Below are 14,106 nucleotides of genomic sequence, written 5' to 3' on the forward strand. Positions count from 1 at the left end.
CCCAAGAACGACGGCGACTCCCACCTGAGGCGCGGGCCTCGGTCAGCGGCATCGCGGCGAACCCGAACCCGGCGGACGTGATCAACCTGAGCCTGGGCGGCAGCGGATTCTGCTCCTCCACTTCCCAGACGGCCATCAACATCGCCACCCAGGCGGGTGCCGCCGTCATCGTCGCCGCGGGCAACGAGAACCAGCCGGCCGCCAACTCCACCCGGCCAACTGCCGCAACGTCATCACGGTGGCAGTCAGCGACCGCGACGGCAGCCGCGCCTCGTACTCCAACTACGGCGGCGGCGTCGATGTCACCGCGCCGGGCGGCGAGCTGTTTTGGGGACCCGGCGGCGGGATCGCCTCCACCCTGAACTCCGGAACCACCGTGCCCGGGCTGGAGTCGTACTCCTACATGCAGGGCACCTTCATGGCGGCGCCGCACGTCTCCGGCGTGGCCGCGCTGCTGATCGCCGAGCTGGGATCGGCGGCGACCCCGGCGGTGGTGGAAAAGACCCTCAAGGATACGGTCCGGCCGCTGCCGGGACTCTGCACCGAGGGCTGCGGGGTGGGGCTGGTGGATGCGGCTGCGGCGCTGCGGGCTGTGGATGGTTCCGATGATTACGTGGCGCCGGCCGTCTCGCTGTTCCGGACGTGCTGACCGGCTAGCAGTTCTACAAGGAAATGGCCTGGCTGGCCGACGCCCGGATTTCCACGGGGTGGGTGGAGGCGGACGGAACGCGGACCTACCGGCCGTTCCAGCCGATCAGCCGCGACGCCATGGCCGCGTTCATGTACCGGTTCGCGCGGCTGTAGTGGCAGGCGCCGTCGGAGACAGGCCACCGGCCCAGCCGCTAGCATCGGCCATATGGAATTCAGATATCTGGGCAACAGCGGTTTCAAGATTTCCGAGATCACCTACGGCAACTGGCTCACCCACGGCTCACAGGTGGAGAACGACGTCGCCACCGAGTGCGTGCGCGCCGCCCTCGACGCCGGCATCACCACCTTCGACACGGCGGACGTCTACGCCAACACCATCGCCGAGGGCGTACTCGGCGCGGCGCTGAAGGACGAGCGGCGCGAGTCGGTGGAGATCTTCACCAAGGTCTACTTCCCCACCGGCCCGAAGGGACACAATGACACCGGGCTGTCCCGCAAGCACATCATGGAGTCCATAAACGGCTCGCTGACCCGGCTGCAGACCGATTACGTGGACCTCTACCAGGCCCACCGCTACGACTACGAGACACCCCTCGAGGAAACCATGCAGGCCTTCGCGGACGTCGTCCGGGCCGGCAAGGCGCTGTACATCGGCGTGAGTGAATGGACCGCGGACCAACTGCGCGCCGGCCACGCGCTGGCCCGCGAACTGGGCTTCCATCTGATCTCCAACCAGCCGCAGTACTCGATGCTGTGGCGGGTGATCGAGGATCAGGTGATGCCGGCGTCGCAGGAGCTGGGCATCTCCCAGATTGTCTGGTCCCCCATGGCCCAAGGCGTGCTGAGCGGCAAGTACCTGCCCGGGCAGGCGCCGCCGGCCGGCAGCCGGGCCACGGATGCGAAGGGCGGATCGGACATGATCAGTCGCTGGCTCTCCGATGACGTCCTGGCCGGCGTGCAGAAGCTGCAGCCGATCGCCGACGACGCCGGGCTCACCATGGCGCAGCTGGCCATCGCCTGGGTGCTGCAGAACCAGAACGTCGCCGCAGCCATCATCGGCGCCTCCCGGCCCGAGCAGGTCGCCTCCAACGTCAAGGCCGCCGGCGTCAGCCTGGATGCGGAGATCATGGCCCGGATCGACGAGGTGGTCGGGGACCTCGCGGAGCGCGATCCCTCGCGCACCAAGTCGCCGGAAAGCCGCCTGGCCTAGCTGTCCGGCTACTGCGGCTGGGACTTGCGTTCGCGCCGGTGGTGATGGTGGTGCTCCGGCCTTGCGCCCTCGTGTACCACCAGGACCGGGCACTGGGCGTGGCTGACGCAGGCCGAGCTGACCGAGCCCAGATGCAGGCCGCGGAAACCGCCGTGACCGCGCCGTCCCACGATCAGCATCCGGGCCCCAGCACCGGCCTCCACCAGCTTCGCCGCGGCGGGGCCGCGCACCACCTCGCTGGTGACGTTCCGTGGCACCTCATGGCCGAAGACCTTCTCCAAGACCTTGTCCAGCCGCTGCTGCGCGGCGCTGCCGAAGCCTTCGAAATCCGGCGGAACGTAGCCGGCGTAGATACCGGGGAAATCCCAGCAGCACATGACGTGGACCGGGGCGTCGAGCGCTGGCGCCAGCTGCACTGCCAGGCGCAGGGCCTCCACTGAGGATTCGGAGCCGTCAACTCCCACGATAACCTTTGGAGTGGCTGGATCCATCGGTGGCTCCTTCGCGGGCTTGTCTGCTCCTTCATTGTCCCGCCCCCGCGGCGCGCGACCAAGGGCCCGTCTCCGGTGACCAATGGCCACTTGGCATTGGAAGGCCCCTGACCAATGGTCGCTTGACGCTGGAATCCGAAGGCTCAACCAGCACGAACCGACCAATGGTCACTTCGCGGGAACCGCCGTGCGCGGGAACCTACTTGGTGGTGAATGCAGTCTGGCTGGCGCCGGCGGTAACCGTCCCCGGCGACTTCTTGGGGAAGCCGGTTCCTGTGACCCTCACCGATGTGCCGGCAGGCCCGGACGAGGCGCTGAGCATGATTGACGCCGTGGCGGCATCGACGGGTTCTGCCGCGCGGGAGGCCGGAATGAAGTGACCAATGGTCAGTTCAGGTTGGGATTCGTGCCACCAAGCCAACGCAAAGCGACCATTGGTCAGTTTAGGGGCCTGCCGCAGTCTGAGCACGAAACCACCCTCGCCCAGGTATACAGATCAGTAATGGTGCCGTGCGGCGATGATGATGAGCTTCTCATCCTCCGCGGCATACACCAACCGGTGCTCCTCGTTGATTCTGCGGGACCAGTATCCGGACAACTGATGCTTGAGCGCCTCGGGTTTGCCTATGCCCTCGAACGGAGTCCGGCGGCATTCCTCGATCAGTCGGTTGATCCGCTTCAGCATCGCCTTGTCCGTCACTAACCAGTATTGGTAGTCCTCCCAGGCGATGTCGGTGAACAGGACATTCACTCAGCCAGCCGCCTGGGCACCGCTTTTCCTCCCCGATGCTGAGCAATGCTTTCAGTTAGCCGCGCGGCATTGGCTGGGCTGCGCAGCAGATACGCTGTCTCCTGCAGCGCCTCATAGTCCTCAAGGGACATGAGCACGGCACTGCCCTTCTTCGACACGATTTCCACGGGTGCGTGGTCGTTATTGACCTGCTCGATCAAAGGAAACAGCCGGGCCCGTGCCTCGGATGCGGTGATAGCCATTATTCCTCCTGTTGGTACAACATATTGTACCAATTCAGCCACCGCTTCCGATGGCTCAAGACGAGCCCTCATGCACCACAAGGACAGGGCACTGCGCGTGGGTGACGCAGGCACTGCTTACCGACCCCAGGTGCAGGCCGCCGAAACCGCCGTGGCCGCGCCTGCCCACCACCAGCATGCGCGCCTGCGAACCGGCCTCGGTCAGCACCGCGGCGGCGTGGCCGTGCACCAGTTCGGCGGTCACCGACGCAGGCGTCTCCTGGCCAAAGACGCGCGCCAGGACCCTGTCCAGGTCCTGGCGCGCAGCCTCTTCGTAGGGTATGTAGCCCGCTTCCGTGTAGGCGGCGTAGACGGTGGGGATTCCCCAGCAGTACACCGCATGGACGGGTGCATCGAGCGCCGGCGCCAGCTGAAGCGCCAGCCGCAGGGCCTCGATCGAAGCGTCCGATCCATCCAGACCCACGACCACTCTTCCGGCTGCTGTCTCCATCACGGTCCTCCTTTGCCGGCCGCCGGCACCCTGCTGCAACTCCAGGCATCCCGGCTCTCAACAGAATTCTCCAGCGGCGGACCCTGGGGCGGAAGACCGGAGCCGCAGGTTCAGCCAGTCTCGACCAACCCGCCGACGGACTTCCGCTGTTGTTCAACATGACGACATGTTTTGTTATCTCCAGACGATGAACATATAGTCATAAGTGCTTCACGAGATGTGACCTGTGGCACACGACGTTTAACCGCCGGGCGCCGCGAAGGCTCCAACCGGTCACACACCAACCCCATGTTCGCGGGTGGTTTGGATGACGAAGCGGTCCGCATCCGCAGGACAGAGAAGTTCTGCAGCCCGCTGCGGGCAAGAACAACATGGAGAAAAAGATGATGGTTACCGACACAACGAAAAACAGCACCGACCCCGCTGACGCCACCGGCGCGCCGCCGGCGGCGGCCACCGTCCTCGAGGAGTGGGTGGACGTCGCCATCCACGTGGACCATGAACTGGGACTTGTCCGGTTCTGTTACCGCGGCGAGCACCTGATGCTCTGGTCTGATGACATCGACGCCGTTGCCGCGGCGGCCGCGGACACCCAGGACTCGCCCCAGTGGTGCGCAAAGTACGGCAAGCTGCTGATCCCCAGCACCCGGCCCGGAGCCGGCAACCGGTTCTTCACACTCACCCGGATGGAGCCGTAGGCGCCACAGCCGACGACGGCGGCACGCACCAAAAGCGGGCGTGCCGCCGTCGCGCTTGTGTTCAGTTGCGGATTACTGCAGCGGCGCCTTGGCGGTCTCCCATAGCCCGCCGATATTGCCTTCGGTATCCCTGAAGTAGGCCACGAAACCCATCTCCATGACCGGTTGCTTGGGAACCACGGTTTGGCCGCCGAGTTCCGTGATCCGGGCCAGCGTGGCGTCAATATCCGGGACATCGACGGTCACCGACGGGTGCGGGAGGGACTCGCCCCGCTTCGTGATGCCTCCGTTGATAGCCCCGGGCTCGGTGGGCATGCCCTGCTCATCACTGGGCGTGGAGTACGCGATGGTGTAGTCCGTGTTCGGCACCGGATCGAGCTTCCAGCCGAATGCCGAGGCGTAGAAGATGGTTGCCCGCTCCACGTCATCGGCGGGAATGTCAAAGTGCACGACGCGACCGCTCATTGCAGCCTCCTGAAGTGGAATCCTCGGTGGAAAGGCGGGGCAGCTCCCCGCCACGTACGAGTCTACGGCTGGGGCGTGGACAGCGGGAGGGCGGGTCAGGGCCGGAGTTCGGTCATTCGGCATTCCGCGCCAGCAGCAGCGTGTCCACCGCGATGCGCCGCCGCTCCCCCGGCCCTTCGGGATCCTCGTCCGTGTTCCGCAGCACCTGCTTCGCATCAAGGATCTGGAGCCCCGCTGCCGCGTCGCGCAGCATTTCCGCGGTGTAGAGGATCGCCGTGTCGCTGGGTCCGCCGGAGCCGTACTCCACATTGTCCCGGTCATGGCCGATCACCAGCAGGTGGCCGCCCGGGTTAAGCCAGCGCGCAGCGCGGCGGAGGACGGCGGCATTGGCTTCCGCGGCCAGATGCAGGTAGGTGATGGTCACCAGGTCGAACCGGCCGGCCGGCTCCCAGTCGGTGGCGTCGCCCAGCTGCCAGTCCACCGAGACACCGGCTTGTCCGGCGCGCTCCCGGGCAAGGTCCAGCCCCTCGGTGGAAAAGTCGACGGCGGTGGTGGTCCAGCCGCGCTGTGCCAGCCAGACGGCGTTCCGGCCATCGCCGGTGGCGAGGTCCAGGGCGGTACCGGGGACCAGCTCACCGACGATCTGCTGCAGCCTGCCGTGCGGCTTGCCGGACCAGAGTCCGGCACCGGCTTCCGTGCGCGCCGCCCGATAGCGGCCGTTCCAAATATCAGCGTCCACCAGCGACTCCTTCCTGTTGCCAGCCCATGCCAGTCTAGGGAAGAAAGGTGCCGATCGCGCCTTTGTTGCCTGCCGGCGTCGTTCTTTCCTGCCAGGGCCGGCTCAAGTCGGGGCCGCGCCTATTCCGGCGGCGCCTTCAGCGTGTAAAGCTCCACGGTGTCGTTGTAGTAGGCCGACGTCAATCCCTGGGGCTCCATGCCCAACCTGTTGCACACCTCCATTGCGTCCCGGTTCGCGTTGTTGACCAGCGCCAGGATCTCGGGAATGCCGTTCTCGAATCCGTAGTCAAGGACCAGCTTTGCCGCTTCGGTGGCATAGCCCTTGCCCCAGAAATCGGGATGAAGATGCCAGCCGATTTCGGTTTCCCCGGACGGCTGGAGCGGTTCGGATTCACCCGAGGCCAAGACCGGCCGCAGCATGACATTGCCTACCGGCTCGCCGCTCTCCGCCAGAGTGATGGCCCAGTAGCCGTGGGGCGGCGCAGTTTCCTGCGTCATGCGCCGGATGCGCTCACGGGCCTGCTCGACGTGGGTGAGTACCTGGGGGTTGGCGCCGATGAAGCGCTGCACCACCCAGCGGGAATACATATCAAGAACAAACTGGGCGTCCCGGTCCGTCCACGGCCTCAGGACCAGCCGCTCACTGCTCAACGTTCTCATCCTCCACCTGACACATTGATGTGCTCTCCCTCGGATGGGACATAGCTGTCTGCCCACCATAGGCCCGTAACGCCGGTCACACCAGAGGGCCAGCATCATCCGGCGGCGCGGACCTACGGGACCGTGCTGGTGACCGTGACGTTACCGGCCGCCGTCGTGAGCTGGAAGTGGCGGTCAGAGCGCGGATTGCTCGGCACATTCTGCGTCACCCGGCCGGCCGAGGTGTCAGCGGTGATCCGGTAGTCGCCGTCCGGCACGGTGAATTCGACGTTGCCGGCGGAGCTTTCCACCGTGGCGCTGTCCGGCACGGAGGTAAGGCCGATGGTCAGGTTGCCGGCGCTGGTGGAGGCCTGGAGCCGTCCGGCCACCGCATAGTCGTCCACGCGGACGTTCCCCGCAGAGGTTTCCAGATTGAGGTCTTCCGCCTGCCCCGTCAGCTCCAGGCCGCCGGCCGCCGTCGCCACGTCCACCGATCCGAAGGTTCCGTGGACATCAACATTGCCCGCCCCGCTGTCCACGATGACCGGCAGCCGGGACTCGGCCAGGGCCGCGGGCAGGGTGACCTCCAGACGGGACACGTCGCTGCCGAAGACCAGCCAGTCCCACCACTGTCCGCCGTCGTGGCGCACGTCCAGCACCAGCGTTCCATTCTCCACGGCATGCGTGAAGGTGGCATTGTTGGTTGATTCGGCCTGCTCGAAGCGCAGTTCCGGTTCGGCGACGTCGCCGTACCCGACGCGGACGTTGCTGGCTTCGGTGCGGATCTGGACCGCCCGGACGGGTTCGGCCACCATGAAGGTGCCGGACGCATCGGTCCGGGAGGCGGAGCTGAACAGGTTCAGGGCAATCACCGCCAGAATAAAGGCAATGATGATGGACCCGATGGCCAGCAGCGCGGTCCGCAGGGTGTTCAGCCGGGCTGAAGATCCGGCAGGAGGTCTCGACGGGGTTCCGGGAGCGATGGTCATGGCGGGTTCCTTCTAGTGAGTGGATGAAGTGGTCAGGGCCGGCTTTCGAGGTACCGCAGGACGGCCAGCACGCGCCGGTTCCCGCTGTCCTCGATGGACAGCCCAAGCTTGGAAAAGACGGAGGAGACGTGTTTCTCCACCGAACCCTCAGCGATGGTCAGCTGGCGGGCGATGGCACCGTTGGACCGGCCCTCCGCCATCAGCTGCAGGACGGAGCGTTCCCGTTCGGTCAGCGATTCCAGGCTGTTGGTCCGGCGCGAGCGCAGCACGATCTGCGCCACCACCTCCGGATCCAGGACGGTCCCGCCGGCGCCGACCTCGGCCACGGCGTCGAGGAATTCGTCGACGTCCGCGACCCGGTCCTTGAGCAGGTAGCCCAGGCCGTTGGAGTTGTCCGCGATCAGTTCCCCCGCGTAGCGCTCCTCCACATACTGCGAGAGCACCAGTACCGCGGCGGACGGGTTCTGCGCCCGGATCAAGACGGCCGCCCGCACGCCTTCGTCCGTGAAGGTGGGCGGCATCCGCACGTCCACAATCACCAGTTCCGGCTGGTGGTCGTTGACCGCCTTCAGCAGCTCGGTGGCGTTGTCGACGGCGGCCTCCATCTGGTGCCCGGCATCGGTGAGCAGGTGGACCAGTCCCGCCCGCAGCAGCACGGCGTCTTCGGCAATTACGATTCGCATGGCACCTCCACGGTGATCAGGGTCGGTCCGCCGGCCGGGCTGTGGACGGCCAGGGTGCCGTTGACGGCCCGGACGCGGTCCCGCATGCCGGCCAGCCCGCCCTTGCCGACGACGGCGGCACCTCCGGTTCCGTTGTCCCGCACCGTCGTGGTCACCCGGGTATGGTCCTGGACGACGGCGACCTCGCACTTGGAGGCGCCGGAGTGCTTGGCCACGTTGGTCAGGGCTTCGGCGACGGTGAAGTAGATGACGGCCTCGATTTCCGGGCTGGGCCTGCTGGGAACGTCAACCCTGAGGGCGGTCGGGACGATGCAGCCGGCCGCCAGCGCGGACAGCGCCGGGTCCAGCCCGCGGTCCGTCAGCACCGCCGGGTGGATGCCGCGGGCCAGCTGGCGCAGCTCCGTGATCGCGGCCTTCGTCTCCGCGTGTGCCCGGTCCAGCAGCTCGCGGGCGGCGGCTGGGTCGTCGTCGAACTTCCGTTTGGCCATGCCCAGCGTCATGGCCGCGGAGACCAGCCGCGGCTGCGCGCCGTCGTGCAGGTCCCGCTCGATCCGCAGCCGCTCCAGTGCCGCCGCATCCACCGCGCCCTGGCGGGCATCGGCCAGGGTGTCGATGCGCTCCTCGAGCTGCACGTTCCGGGGCGGACCCAGCAGCGCGGCGGAGAGGGCACGGTCCAGCTTGCCGGCCAAGTAAACCGCTGCGAGGCTTGCCGCCAGAATGGCTGCGCCGAGGAGCGGGACCAGGACTGCGGCACCGCCCCACCCTGCCTGTCCGGCCCAACGGGCGGGGTCGACGGAGCCACCGAACATGCTGGGGACAGCGTCCGGCAGCACCGGCGACAGCAGCAGCGCGGCACCGAAGGACAGCCCGCCGACCGCCACCGTAACCACGGTCCAGCCGAAGACCATGCTGATGAAATGGTGCAGGATCGTCCGCCAGGTCGCCGAATCGACGGCGTCGAGCAGGGCCTGTTTCAGCGGGCGCCAGGGGCTGCGGCCGGCGGCCCTTTTCCGGACCGGGGCCGGAATGTCAATCCCGTAGAGCGCGGCGGCGCGGACCCGTTCGGCCTCCCCGGTCGCCCGGGTCAGGGCTCCGGCGGCCCCCACCAGCAGCAGGCCGATCCCGAACGCCGGCACCAGTCCCACACCCACGGCGTAGAGCACGAATACAGCGAGGAACCACACCATTCCCATGATGGCGTCGAGCAGCAGATCAACGCTGGCTGCCCACAAAAACGCGGTCTTTTTCTTCACGTCTTTGACTTTATGGCCTGGGCATCTCCGCGGACCATCCGGCTGGCTGGCATCCTTGACCGGGGGTTATCCCCCCACCCCGGTCGCCCCATTCGTGGAGTCAGCAGTACACGCATGTCTGAGCGCCCAGACGTGCGCGTGCTGCGGAGTCAACCGGAGGCGGGAGTTACTAACGCGTTTGGCAATGCGGCAGCGTACCCTTTCCACCATGAACCCTTCCCGCAAGGTTGTCCTGGTCACCGGCGCCACCGGCTACATCGGCGGCCGCCTGGCACCCCGCCTGCTCGCCGACGGCCATGCGGTCCGCGTGCTGGTCCGTTCCCCGGACAAGCTCCGGGACGTGCCGTGGGCGGCCGACGTCGACATCGTGGAAGGCGACCTCAGCGATCCTGATTCAACCGAAGCGGCCCTGGCGGGCGTCCAGGTCCTCTACTATCTGGTCCATTCGATGGGCGCCGGCAAAGGCTTCGAGGAACGGGAGAAGTCGGCCGCAGAACTGGTGGTCGCCGCGGCGGCGAGAGCCGGAGTGCAGCGGATCGTCTACCTGGGTGGACTCCACCCGGCCAATGTGGACCTTTCGACGCACATGCGGTCCCGCGCCGCCGTCGGCAAGATCCTGCTGGACAGTCCCGTTGATGCCATCGTTTTCCAAGCCGGCGTCGTCATCGGATCAGGCTCTGCGTCCTTTGAAATGATCCGCCATCTGGCCGAAGTGCTGCCGTTCATGCCGGCGCCCCGCTGGGTGCGCAACCGGATCGAGCCCATCGCCATCCGGGATGTGCTGCATTACCTGGCCGGAGCAGCCGCCCTGCCGCCGAATATCAACCGGGCCTTTGACATCGGCTCCGGCGATGTCCTGACATACGCACAGATGATGAATGTGTATACGGAGGCGGCAGGCCTGCCCCACCGGCTCATCCTGGCGCTGCCGATACCCGCGCCGCGGCTGGCCGGCCTGTGGATCAACCTGGTCACTCCGATTCCGCACACCATGGCGGTGCCGCTGGTCCAGTCGCTCCAACACGATGCGGTCACTGCCGAAAGGGACATCGAGGCGCTGCTGCCTGCCCCGCCCGGCGGCCTCACATCCTACCGGGATGCAGTGAACCTGGCCCTGGGCAAAATGCGCTCCGGTGAGGTCGAGACCACGTGGGCCAGCGCCTCCGGAACCGGTGCCTCCGCGGACCCGCTGCCCAGCGATCCGGACTGGGCCGGCTACAAGGTCTTCACGGACGAAAGGACCCGGGACTGCGAGGTGGACGCAGCCTACCTCTGGCGGGTTATAGAAGGGATCGGCGGGCGGAACGGCTGGTATTCGCTCCCGGCCGCCTGGTCTGTCCGCGGCTGGATCGATAAGTTCACCGGCGGGGTGGGCCACCGCCGCGGCCGCCGCCACCCGGACCGGCTGCAGACCGGCGACGCCCTGGATTTCTGGCGGGTGGAGCAGATCAACCGGGGACAGAGCCTCCGGCTGCGCGCGGAGATGCGCCTGCCGGGCAGGGCATGGCTGGAGCTGGCCGCGGACAGCCACGGCGCCGGCAGCACCTACCGGCAGCGCGCCATCTTCTTCCCCCGCGGGCTCTCCGGCCGCCTCTACTGGCTGGCTGTCCTCCCGTTCCACGGCATCATTTTCCAAGCCATGTCCCGGAACATCACCCGGGCCGCCGCGGCGCTTGCCGCATCCGGCACCGCCGGGGCGGCGGACCGTCATTCCGGCGCAGCCGGCTGACGGCATTCGGTGGGGACGCCCGCCCACGCCATGCTGAACGCACGCGCCAGCTGGTCGCCGAATATTGTGCCCAGTCCTCTGCCCAGTACCAGGTTCCGCGGCTGCAGCAGCGCCGGGCGCAGGGGCCGGCCCAGCGCCATGTTGACCTGCGCCTGGACGGCCGCGCGCCGGGCGGCGAGCCGCCGCCGTCGTTCATAATGCTGGAACGCAACGGACTCGCCGGCGAGCGCGCGGACCAGCAACGGGGCCAGTTCGACGGCGTCCAGCCACCCCAGGTTCATCCCCTGCCCGCCGATGGGGCTGATTTCGTGCGCGGCGTCGCCGATCAGGAAGCACCGGTCCGCGGCCATGGCGGCGGCCAGCCGGCTGCGGACCGCGAAGGCGCTCAGCATCGTGTTGCCGGCCGCATCGATCTCGACTCCGGTGCGGCGCCGGACGGTCCGCGCCAAGCCCTCGGCGGTGGGGTGCTCCAACAGGGACGGTGTCCATGCGACCCAGCGCCGGACACCGCCGGGCAGCGGGAAGGACTCGACGATGCCCTCCGGCTCGAGGTAGAGCACGGCGGTGCTGCCGTCCGGCGTCGTGTCCGCGAAATCGCCCATGACGTAGGTATCCGGATGGTTCTTCAGGCGGGTGGTGATGCCGAGCGCGCCGCGGACCGTGCTGCGCGCGCCGTCCGCACCGATGAGGTAGCGCGCGGCGCACTCCCGGCGTGCGCCGCCGGAGCCTGCGACGGCGGCGACCATCACCTTTCCGCCGGCCGGTTCCACGTCCCGGACCTCCAGGCCGTACCGCACGGCCCCCGGGCGCAGCTCCTCGAGGCGGCGCCGCAGCAGGTCCTCGGTCCGGGTCTGCGGCAGTGACAGGACGAAGGGATAGGCGCCGGACAGGCACCCGAAATGCAGTCCGGCAACGAACCGACCCTGGCTGCGGGCGACTCCCCGGCGGATCCGGACGCCGGACTCCACGAGCGGGCCGGCCAGGCCGATCCGCTCCAGCGCAGCCAACGACGGCGGGTGGATGCCGATCGCGCGCGAATGCGGGCTGCGCTCTTCCAACCGGCGGCGTTCCAGCACCTGCACATCGACCCCCTGCTGCGCCAGCAGCGCACCGAGGAACAGGCCGGCGGGCCCGCCGCCCACGATCAGGACGTCAAGCACGGCCCGCCTCCCGTGCCCCGGCGGCGCCGTTGCCGGGACACTTCTCCAGCACCAGCAGATTGATGAACGGGAAGCGCCTGAACACGTGCCACTGCGGCGGGACGGCGGCGCGGAGCTCGGCGTCGGTGTAGCTGCGGCGGATCGAGGTGAGCCCGTCCTGGCGGATGTAGGAGCGGCGGAACACCCGGGCGGCCACCGAAAAAAGCCCATACGCCACGGCGCTGCGGCGCAGGTCGCTATGCACCGCCCTGACCTGGCACAGCGCCTCCGAGTCGCGGAGCAGCCCGGTCAGCTCGTCCGCGGTCAGATGGTGGAGCATGTGGTTGGACGTGACCAGGTCGAACGCCTGCCCCTCGCGCACCAGATCGGAGCTGAACGCCCGGCGGAACGTCAGGCCCGGCACAGCTGGGCGGGAGGTGGCGTAGGCGTGGGCCCGTTCGTCCGGGTCGATGGCGGTGACCTCAAGCCGGTAGCCGTCGCTGTCCGCCCAGCGGACCAGGGCGCGGGGAATGTCGCCGCCGCCGGAACCGATGTCCAGCAGGGTGGTGGTCCGGCTGTGGGACAGCTGCGGGCGGATATGCGTGGCGTACGTACGCCGCCACCCGGAAACGAAGGCATTGACGATGCCGAACTGGGCGTAGGTCCGCTCCAGCAGGTACGGGTCGCAGTCCGGACCATCCATCTGCTCCTGCAGGTCCGCGGCCCGCTCACCCAGCGGAGGTATACCAGGCATTCCCGGCAACCTAGGCATCCACCACCAGCTTGGTCATCAGCCCGGATTCCACCGTCAGCCCGGGGCCGAAGGCCATGCCGCAGACCCGCTCGGCCGCGCCGGCCGAGGGCAGGTCCAGGATGTGCTTGAGCACGAACATCACCGTGGCGCTGCTCATGTTCCCGTAGTTGCGCAGGATCTCTCGGGCGGGCACCAGCTGCTTGTCGCTCAGATCCAGCCGGGCCTGCACCTTGTCCAGGATGCTGCGTCCGCCGGGGTGGATGGCCCAGTGCTCGATCGTCTTGTGCGGCATGCCCTCCAGCGACGGATCGCGTGCCAGCAGGGGTGCCAGCGCACCGGTGATGTGGTCGTCGATAATGTGCGGAACGTAGGTGCCCAGGACCATTTCGAAGCCCTCGTCCCCGATGTTCCACGCCATCGCCTCCTCGCCCACCGGGGTCAGGACCGTCTCGAAGTGGTCCAGTGCCAGGACCGTGGTCCCGGCCTCCGGAGGGCGGGCGCTGACAATGGCGGCCGCGGCGCCGTCGGCGAAGAGCGAGGAACCCAGGATGGTGTCCTGGTCATCGGAGCTGCGCACATGCAGCGTGCACAGCTCCGCGCTGATGACCAGGACGACGGCGGCGGGGTCGGCTTCGCAGAACAGCTTGGCTGCGCGCAGGGCCGGGAAGGCTGCATAGCAGCCCATGAACCCGATGTGGTAGCGCTGCACGGCCGGGTCCAGGTCCAGTTGGCGGACCAGCTGGTAGTCCGGGCCAGGGGCGTAGAAGCCGGTACAGGAGGCGGTGACCACGTGGGTGATGTCCCGGTTGGTCAGGGCCGGGTCCGCGGCGAGCGCCTTCCGGCCGGCCTCGACGAACAGCTTGGTGGCCTCCACGGCGTAGATTTCGTTGCGGACCTTGGTGCTGGGGCTGTTGAGCCGGTGGGTGTCCGGCTCGAAGAACACCCTCGCGTCACGGGGCTCCAGGGTGAATTCCTTCAACACGGTATGCCGCTTCTCGATCCCGGACGCATTGAACGCGGCGCCGATGAGCCTGGAACTTAGCCGGCTCAGCCCCGGCTGCTCCGCGAAAACGTCACGCACCTGGCTCTGGACCAGGATGGTTTCGGGGACAGCTGTTTCCAGGGACCTCACCATGACAGACATAACCCAACTTTGCCCGGGCAGGTGGCAAAAAGGAAGAGTG

The 14,106-nt window shown here is 67.7% G+C and carries 18 protein-coding genes and 1 pseudogene; 6 read left to right on the forward strand and 13 right to left on the reverse strand.

All coding sequences use genetic code 11. The features are described from left to right. Positions 1–77 precede the first annotated feature (77 nt). From AC5RWU_RS07595 to AC5RWU_RS07605, 3 genes and pseudogenes are all read left to right on the forward strand, one after another. A pseudogene (locus AC5RWU_RS07595) lies at positions 78–649 on the forward strand (S8 family serine peptidase). Between the two features lie 23 nt (positions 650–672). Further along, on the forward strand, positions 673–804 hold the full coding sequence (locus tag AC5RWU_RS07600; protein WP_494036949.1) for a hypothetical protein: 132 nt from the start codon (positions 673–675) through the stop codon (positions 802–804). A gap of 52 nt (positions 805–856) precedes the next feature. Continuing rightward, a complete protein-coding gene (locus tag AC5RWU_RS07605) occupies positions 857–1,861 on the forward strand; it encodes an aldo/keto reductase family protein (RefSeq protein WP_494030407.1) in 1,005 nt (334 codons plus the stop codon). 8 nt (positions 1,862–1,869) lie between these two features. On the opposite strand, the gene AC5RWU_RS07610 is transcribed toward AC5RWU_RS07605, so the two are convergent. Next, a complete protein-coding gene (locus AC5RWU_RS07610) occupies positions 1,870–2,352 on the reverse strand; it encodes a universal stress protein (RefSeq protein ID WP_494030408.1) in 483 nt (160 codons plus the stop codon). A 164-nt stretch (positions 2,353–2,516) separates the two neighbouring features. Between AC5RWU_RS07610 and AC5RWU_RS07615 the strand changes: the two genes are divergently transcribed. Next, complete coding sequence (locus tag AC5RWU_RS07615; protein ID WP_494030409.1) at positions 2,517–2,732, forward strand: hypothetical protein; 216 nt, start codon at positions 2,517–2,519, stop codon at positions 2,730–2,732. Positions 2,733–2,848: 116 nt separating this feature from the next. On the opposite strand, the gene AC5RWU_RS07620 is transcribed toward AC5RWU_RS07615, so the two are convergent. From AC5RWU_RS07620 to AC5RWU_RS07630, 3 genes are read right to left on the reverse strand one after another with little or no spacing between them, the layout of a single operon-like run. Further along, positions 2,849–3,103: a Txe/YoeB family addiction module toxin gene (locus AC5RWU_RS07620; protein WP_494030410.1), complete on the reverse strand. Its 255-nt coding sequence runs from the start codon at positions 3,101–3,103 to the stop codon at positions 2,849–2,851. Beyond that, entirely contained in the window at positions 3,100–3,345 is a 246-nt protein-coding gene (locus tag AC5RWU_RS07625; protein WP_494030411.1) for a type II toxin-antitoxin system Phd/YefM family antitoxin, read from the reverse strand. Before AC5RWU_RS07625 ends, AC5RWU_RS07620 begins: the two co-directional genes overlap by 4 nt. A 55-nt stretch (positions 3,346–3,400) precedes the next feature. Further along, positions 3,401–3,835: a universal stress protein gene (locus AC5RWU_RS07630; RefSeq protein WP_494030429.1), complete on the reverse strand. Its 435-nt coding sequence runs from the start codon at positions 3,833–3,835 to the stop codon at positions 3,401–3,403. A gap of 383 nt (positions 3,836–4,218) precedes the next feature. On the opposite strand from AC5RWU_RS07630, the gene AC5RWU_RS07635 reads away from it, so the two are divergent. Then, complete coding sequence (locus tag AC5RWU_RS07635; protein ID WP_494030412.1) at positions 4,219–4,533, forward strand: hypothetical protein; 315 nt, start codon at positions 4,219–4,221, stop codon at positions 4,531–4,533. A gap of 72 nt (positions 4,534–4,605) precedes the next feature. Here the strand turns inward: AC5RWU_RS07635 and AC5RWU_RS07640 are convergent, their stop codons facing one another. From AC5RWU_RS07640 to AC5RWU_RS07665, 6 genes are all read right to left on the reverse strand, one after another. Next, a complete protein-coding gene (locus AC5RWU_RS07640) occupies positions 4,606–4,998 on the reverse strand; it encodes a VOC family protein (RefSeq protein WP_494030413.1) in 393 nt (130 codons plus the stop codon). 112 nt (positions 4,999–5,110) lie between these two features. Next, the gene (locus AC5RWU_RS07645) at positions 5,111–5,737 is read right to left on the reverse strand and encodes a class I SAM-dependent methyltransferase (RefSeq protein ID WP_494030414.1); all 627 of its coding nucleotides are present in this window, start codon (positions 5,735–5,737) and stop codon (positions 5,111–5,113) included. Positions 5,738–5,856: 119 nt separating this feature from the next. Continuing rightward, complete coding sequence (locus AC5RWU_RS07650) at positions 5,857–6,396, reverse strand: GNAT family N-acetyltransferase (RefSeq protein WP_494030415.1); 540 nt, start codon at positions 6,394–6,396, stop codon at positions 5,857–5,859. A 113-nt stretch (positions 6,397–6,509) separates the two neighbouring features. Beyond that, positions 6,510–7,364, reverse strand: a complete 855-nt coding sequence (locus AC5RWU_RS07655) for a DUF4097 family beta strand repeat-containing protein (protein WP_494030416.1) — start codon at positions 7,362–7,364, stop codon at positions 6,510–6,512. 32 nt (positions 7,365–7,396) lie between these two features. After that, on the reverse strand, positions 7,397–8,047 hold the full coding sequence (locus AC5RWU_RS07660) for a LuxR C-terminal-related transcriptional regulator (protein ID WP_494030417.1): 651 nt from the start codon (positions 8,045–8,047) through the stop codon (positions 7,397–7,399). Then, positions 8,035–9,300, reverse strand: a complete 1,266-nt coding sequence (locus tag AC5RWU_RS07665; RefSeq protein WP_494030418.1) for a sensor histidine kinase — start codon at positions 9,298–9,300, stop codon at positions 8,035–8,037. Before AC5RWU_RS07665 ends, AC5RWU_RS07660 begins: the two co-directional genes overlap by 13 nt. Positions 9,301–9,484: 184 nt before the next feature. Here AC5RWU_RS07665 and AC5RWU_RS07670 point away from each other — a divergent pair, with 184 nt between their 5' ends. Then, the gene (locus tag AC5RWU_RS07670; protein ID WP_494036950.1) at positions 9,485–11,029 is read left to right on the forward strand and encodes an SDR family oxidoreductase; all 1,545 of its coding nucleotides are present in this window, start codon (positions 9,485–9,487) and stop codon (positions 11,027–11,029) included. Here AC5RWU_RS07670 and AC5RWU_RS07675 read toward each other — a convergent pair. Genes AC5RWU_RS07675 through AC5RWU_RS07685 form a run of 3 tightly spaced genes read right to left on the reverse strand, consistent with a single transcriptional unit; the run spans position 11,008 to position 14,066 of the window. Further along, a complete protein-coding gene (locus AC5RWU_RS07675) occupies positions 11,008–12,189 on the reverse strand; it encodes an FAD-dependent oxidoreductase (RefSeq protein ID WP_494030420.1) in 1,182 nt (393 codons plus the stop codon). The genes AC5RWU_RS07670 and AC5RWU_RS07675 overlap by 22 nt on opposite strands. Further along, positions 12,182–12,922, reverse strand: a complete 741-nt coding sequence (locus tag AC5RWU_RS07680; protein ID WP_494030421.1) for a class I SAM-dependent methyltransferase — start codon at positions 12,920–12,922, stop codon at positions 12,182–12,184. Before AC5RWU_RS07680 ends, AC5RWU_RS07675 begins: the two co-directional genes overlap by 8 nt. A gap of 10 nt (positions 12,923–12,932) precedes the next feature. Next, a complete protein-coding gene (locus AC5RWU_RS07685) occupies positions 12,933–14,066 on the reverse strand; it encodes a type III polyketide synthase (RefSeq protein WP_494030422.1) in 1,134 nt (377 codons plus the stop codon). Between the last annotated feature and the right edge of the window lie 40 nt (positions 14,067–14,106).

This window comes from Arthrobacter sp. B0427-1-12 (assembly GCF_059092905.1).

Coding starts and splice junctions, on each gene's coding strand:
- AC5RWU_RS07600 (WP_494036949.1), top strand. CDS start 673: ATGGCCTGGCTGGCCGACGCCCGGATTTCCACGGGGTGGGTGGAGGCG.
- AC5RWU_RS07605 (WP_494030407.1), top strand. CDS start 857: ATGGAATTCAGATATCTGGGCAACAGCGGTTTCAAGATTTCCGAGATC.
- AC5RWU_RS07610 (WP_494030408.1), bottom strand. CDS start 2,352: ATGGATCCAGCCACTCCAAAGGTTATCGTGGGAGTTGACGGCTCCGAA.
- AC5RWU_RS07615 (WP_494030409.1), top strand. CDS start 2,517: ATGGTCACTTCGCGGGAACCGCCGTGCGCGGGAACCTACTTGGTGGTG.
- AC5RWU_RS07625 (WP_494030411.1), bottom strand. CDS start 3,345: ATGGCTATCACCGCATCCGAGGCACGGGCCCGGCTGTTTCCTTTGATC.
- AC5RWU_RS07630 (WP_494030429.1), bottom strand. CDS start 3,835: ATGGAGACAGCAGCCGGAAGAGTGGTCGTGGGTCTGGATGGATCGGAC.
- AC5RWU_RS07635 (WP_494030412.1), top strand. CDS start 4,219: ATGATGGTTACCGACACAACGAAAAACAGCACCGACCCCGCTGACGCC.
- AC5RWU_RS07640 (WP_494030413.1), bottom strand. CDS start 4,998: ATGAGCGGTCGCGTCGTGCACTTTGACATTCCCGCCGATGACGTGGAG.
- AC5RWU_RS07650 (WP_494030415.1), bottom strand. CDS start 6,396: ATGAGAACGTTGAGCAGTGAGCGGCTGGTCCTGAGGCCGTGGACGGAC.
- AC5RWU_RS07655 (WP_494030416.1), bottom strand. CDS start 7,364: ATGACCATCGCTCCCGGAACCCCGTCGAGACCTCCTGCCGGATCTTCA.
- AC5RWU_RS07660 (WP_494030417.1), bottom strand. CDS start 8,047: ATGCGAATCGTAATTGCCGAAGACGCCGTGCTGCTGCGGGCGGGACTG.
- AC5RWU_RS07670 (WP_494036950.1), top strand. CDS start 9,485: ATGCGGCAGCGTACCCTTTCCACCATGAACCCTTCCCGCAAGGTTGTC.
- AC5RWU_RS07680 (WP_494030421.1), bottom strand. CDS start 12,922: ATGCCTGGTATACCTCCGCTGGGTGAGCGGGCCGCGGACCTGCAGGAG.
- AC5RWU_RS07685 (WP_494030422.1), bottom strand. CDS start 14,066: ATGTCTGTCATGGTGAGGTCCCTGGAAACAGCTGTCCCCGAAACCATC.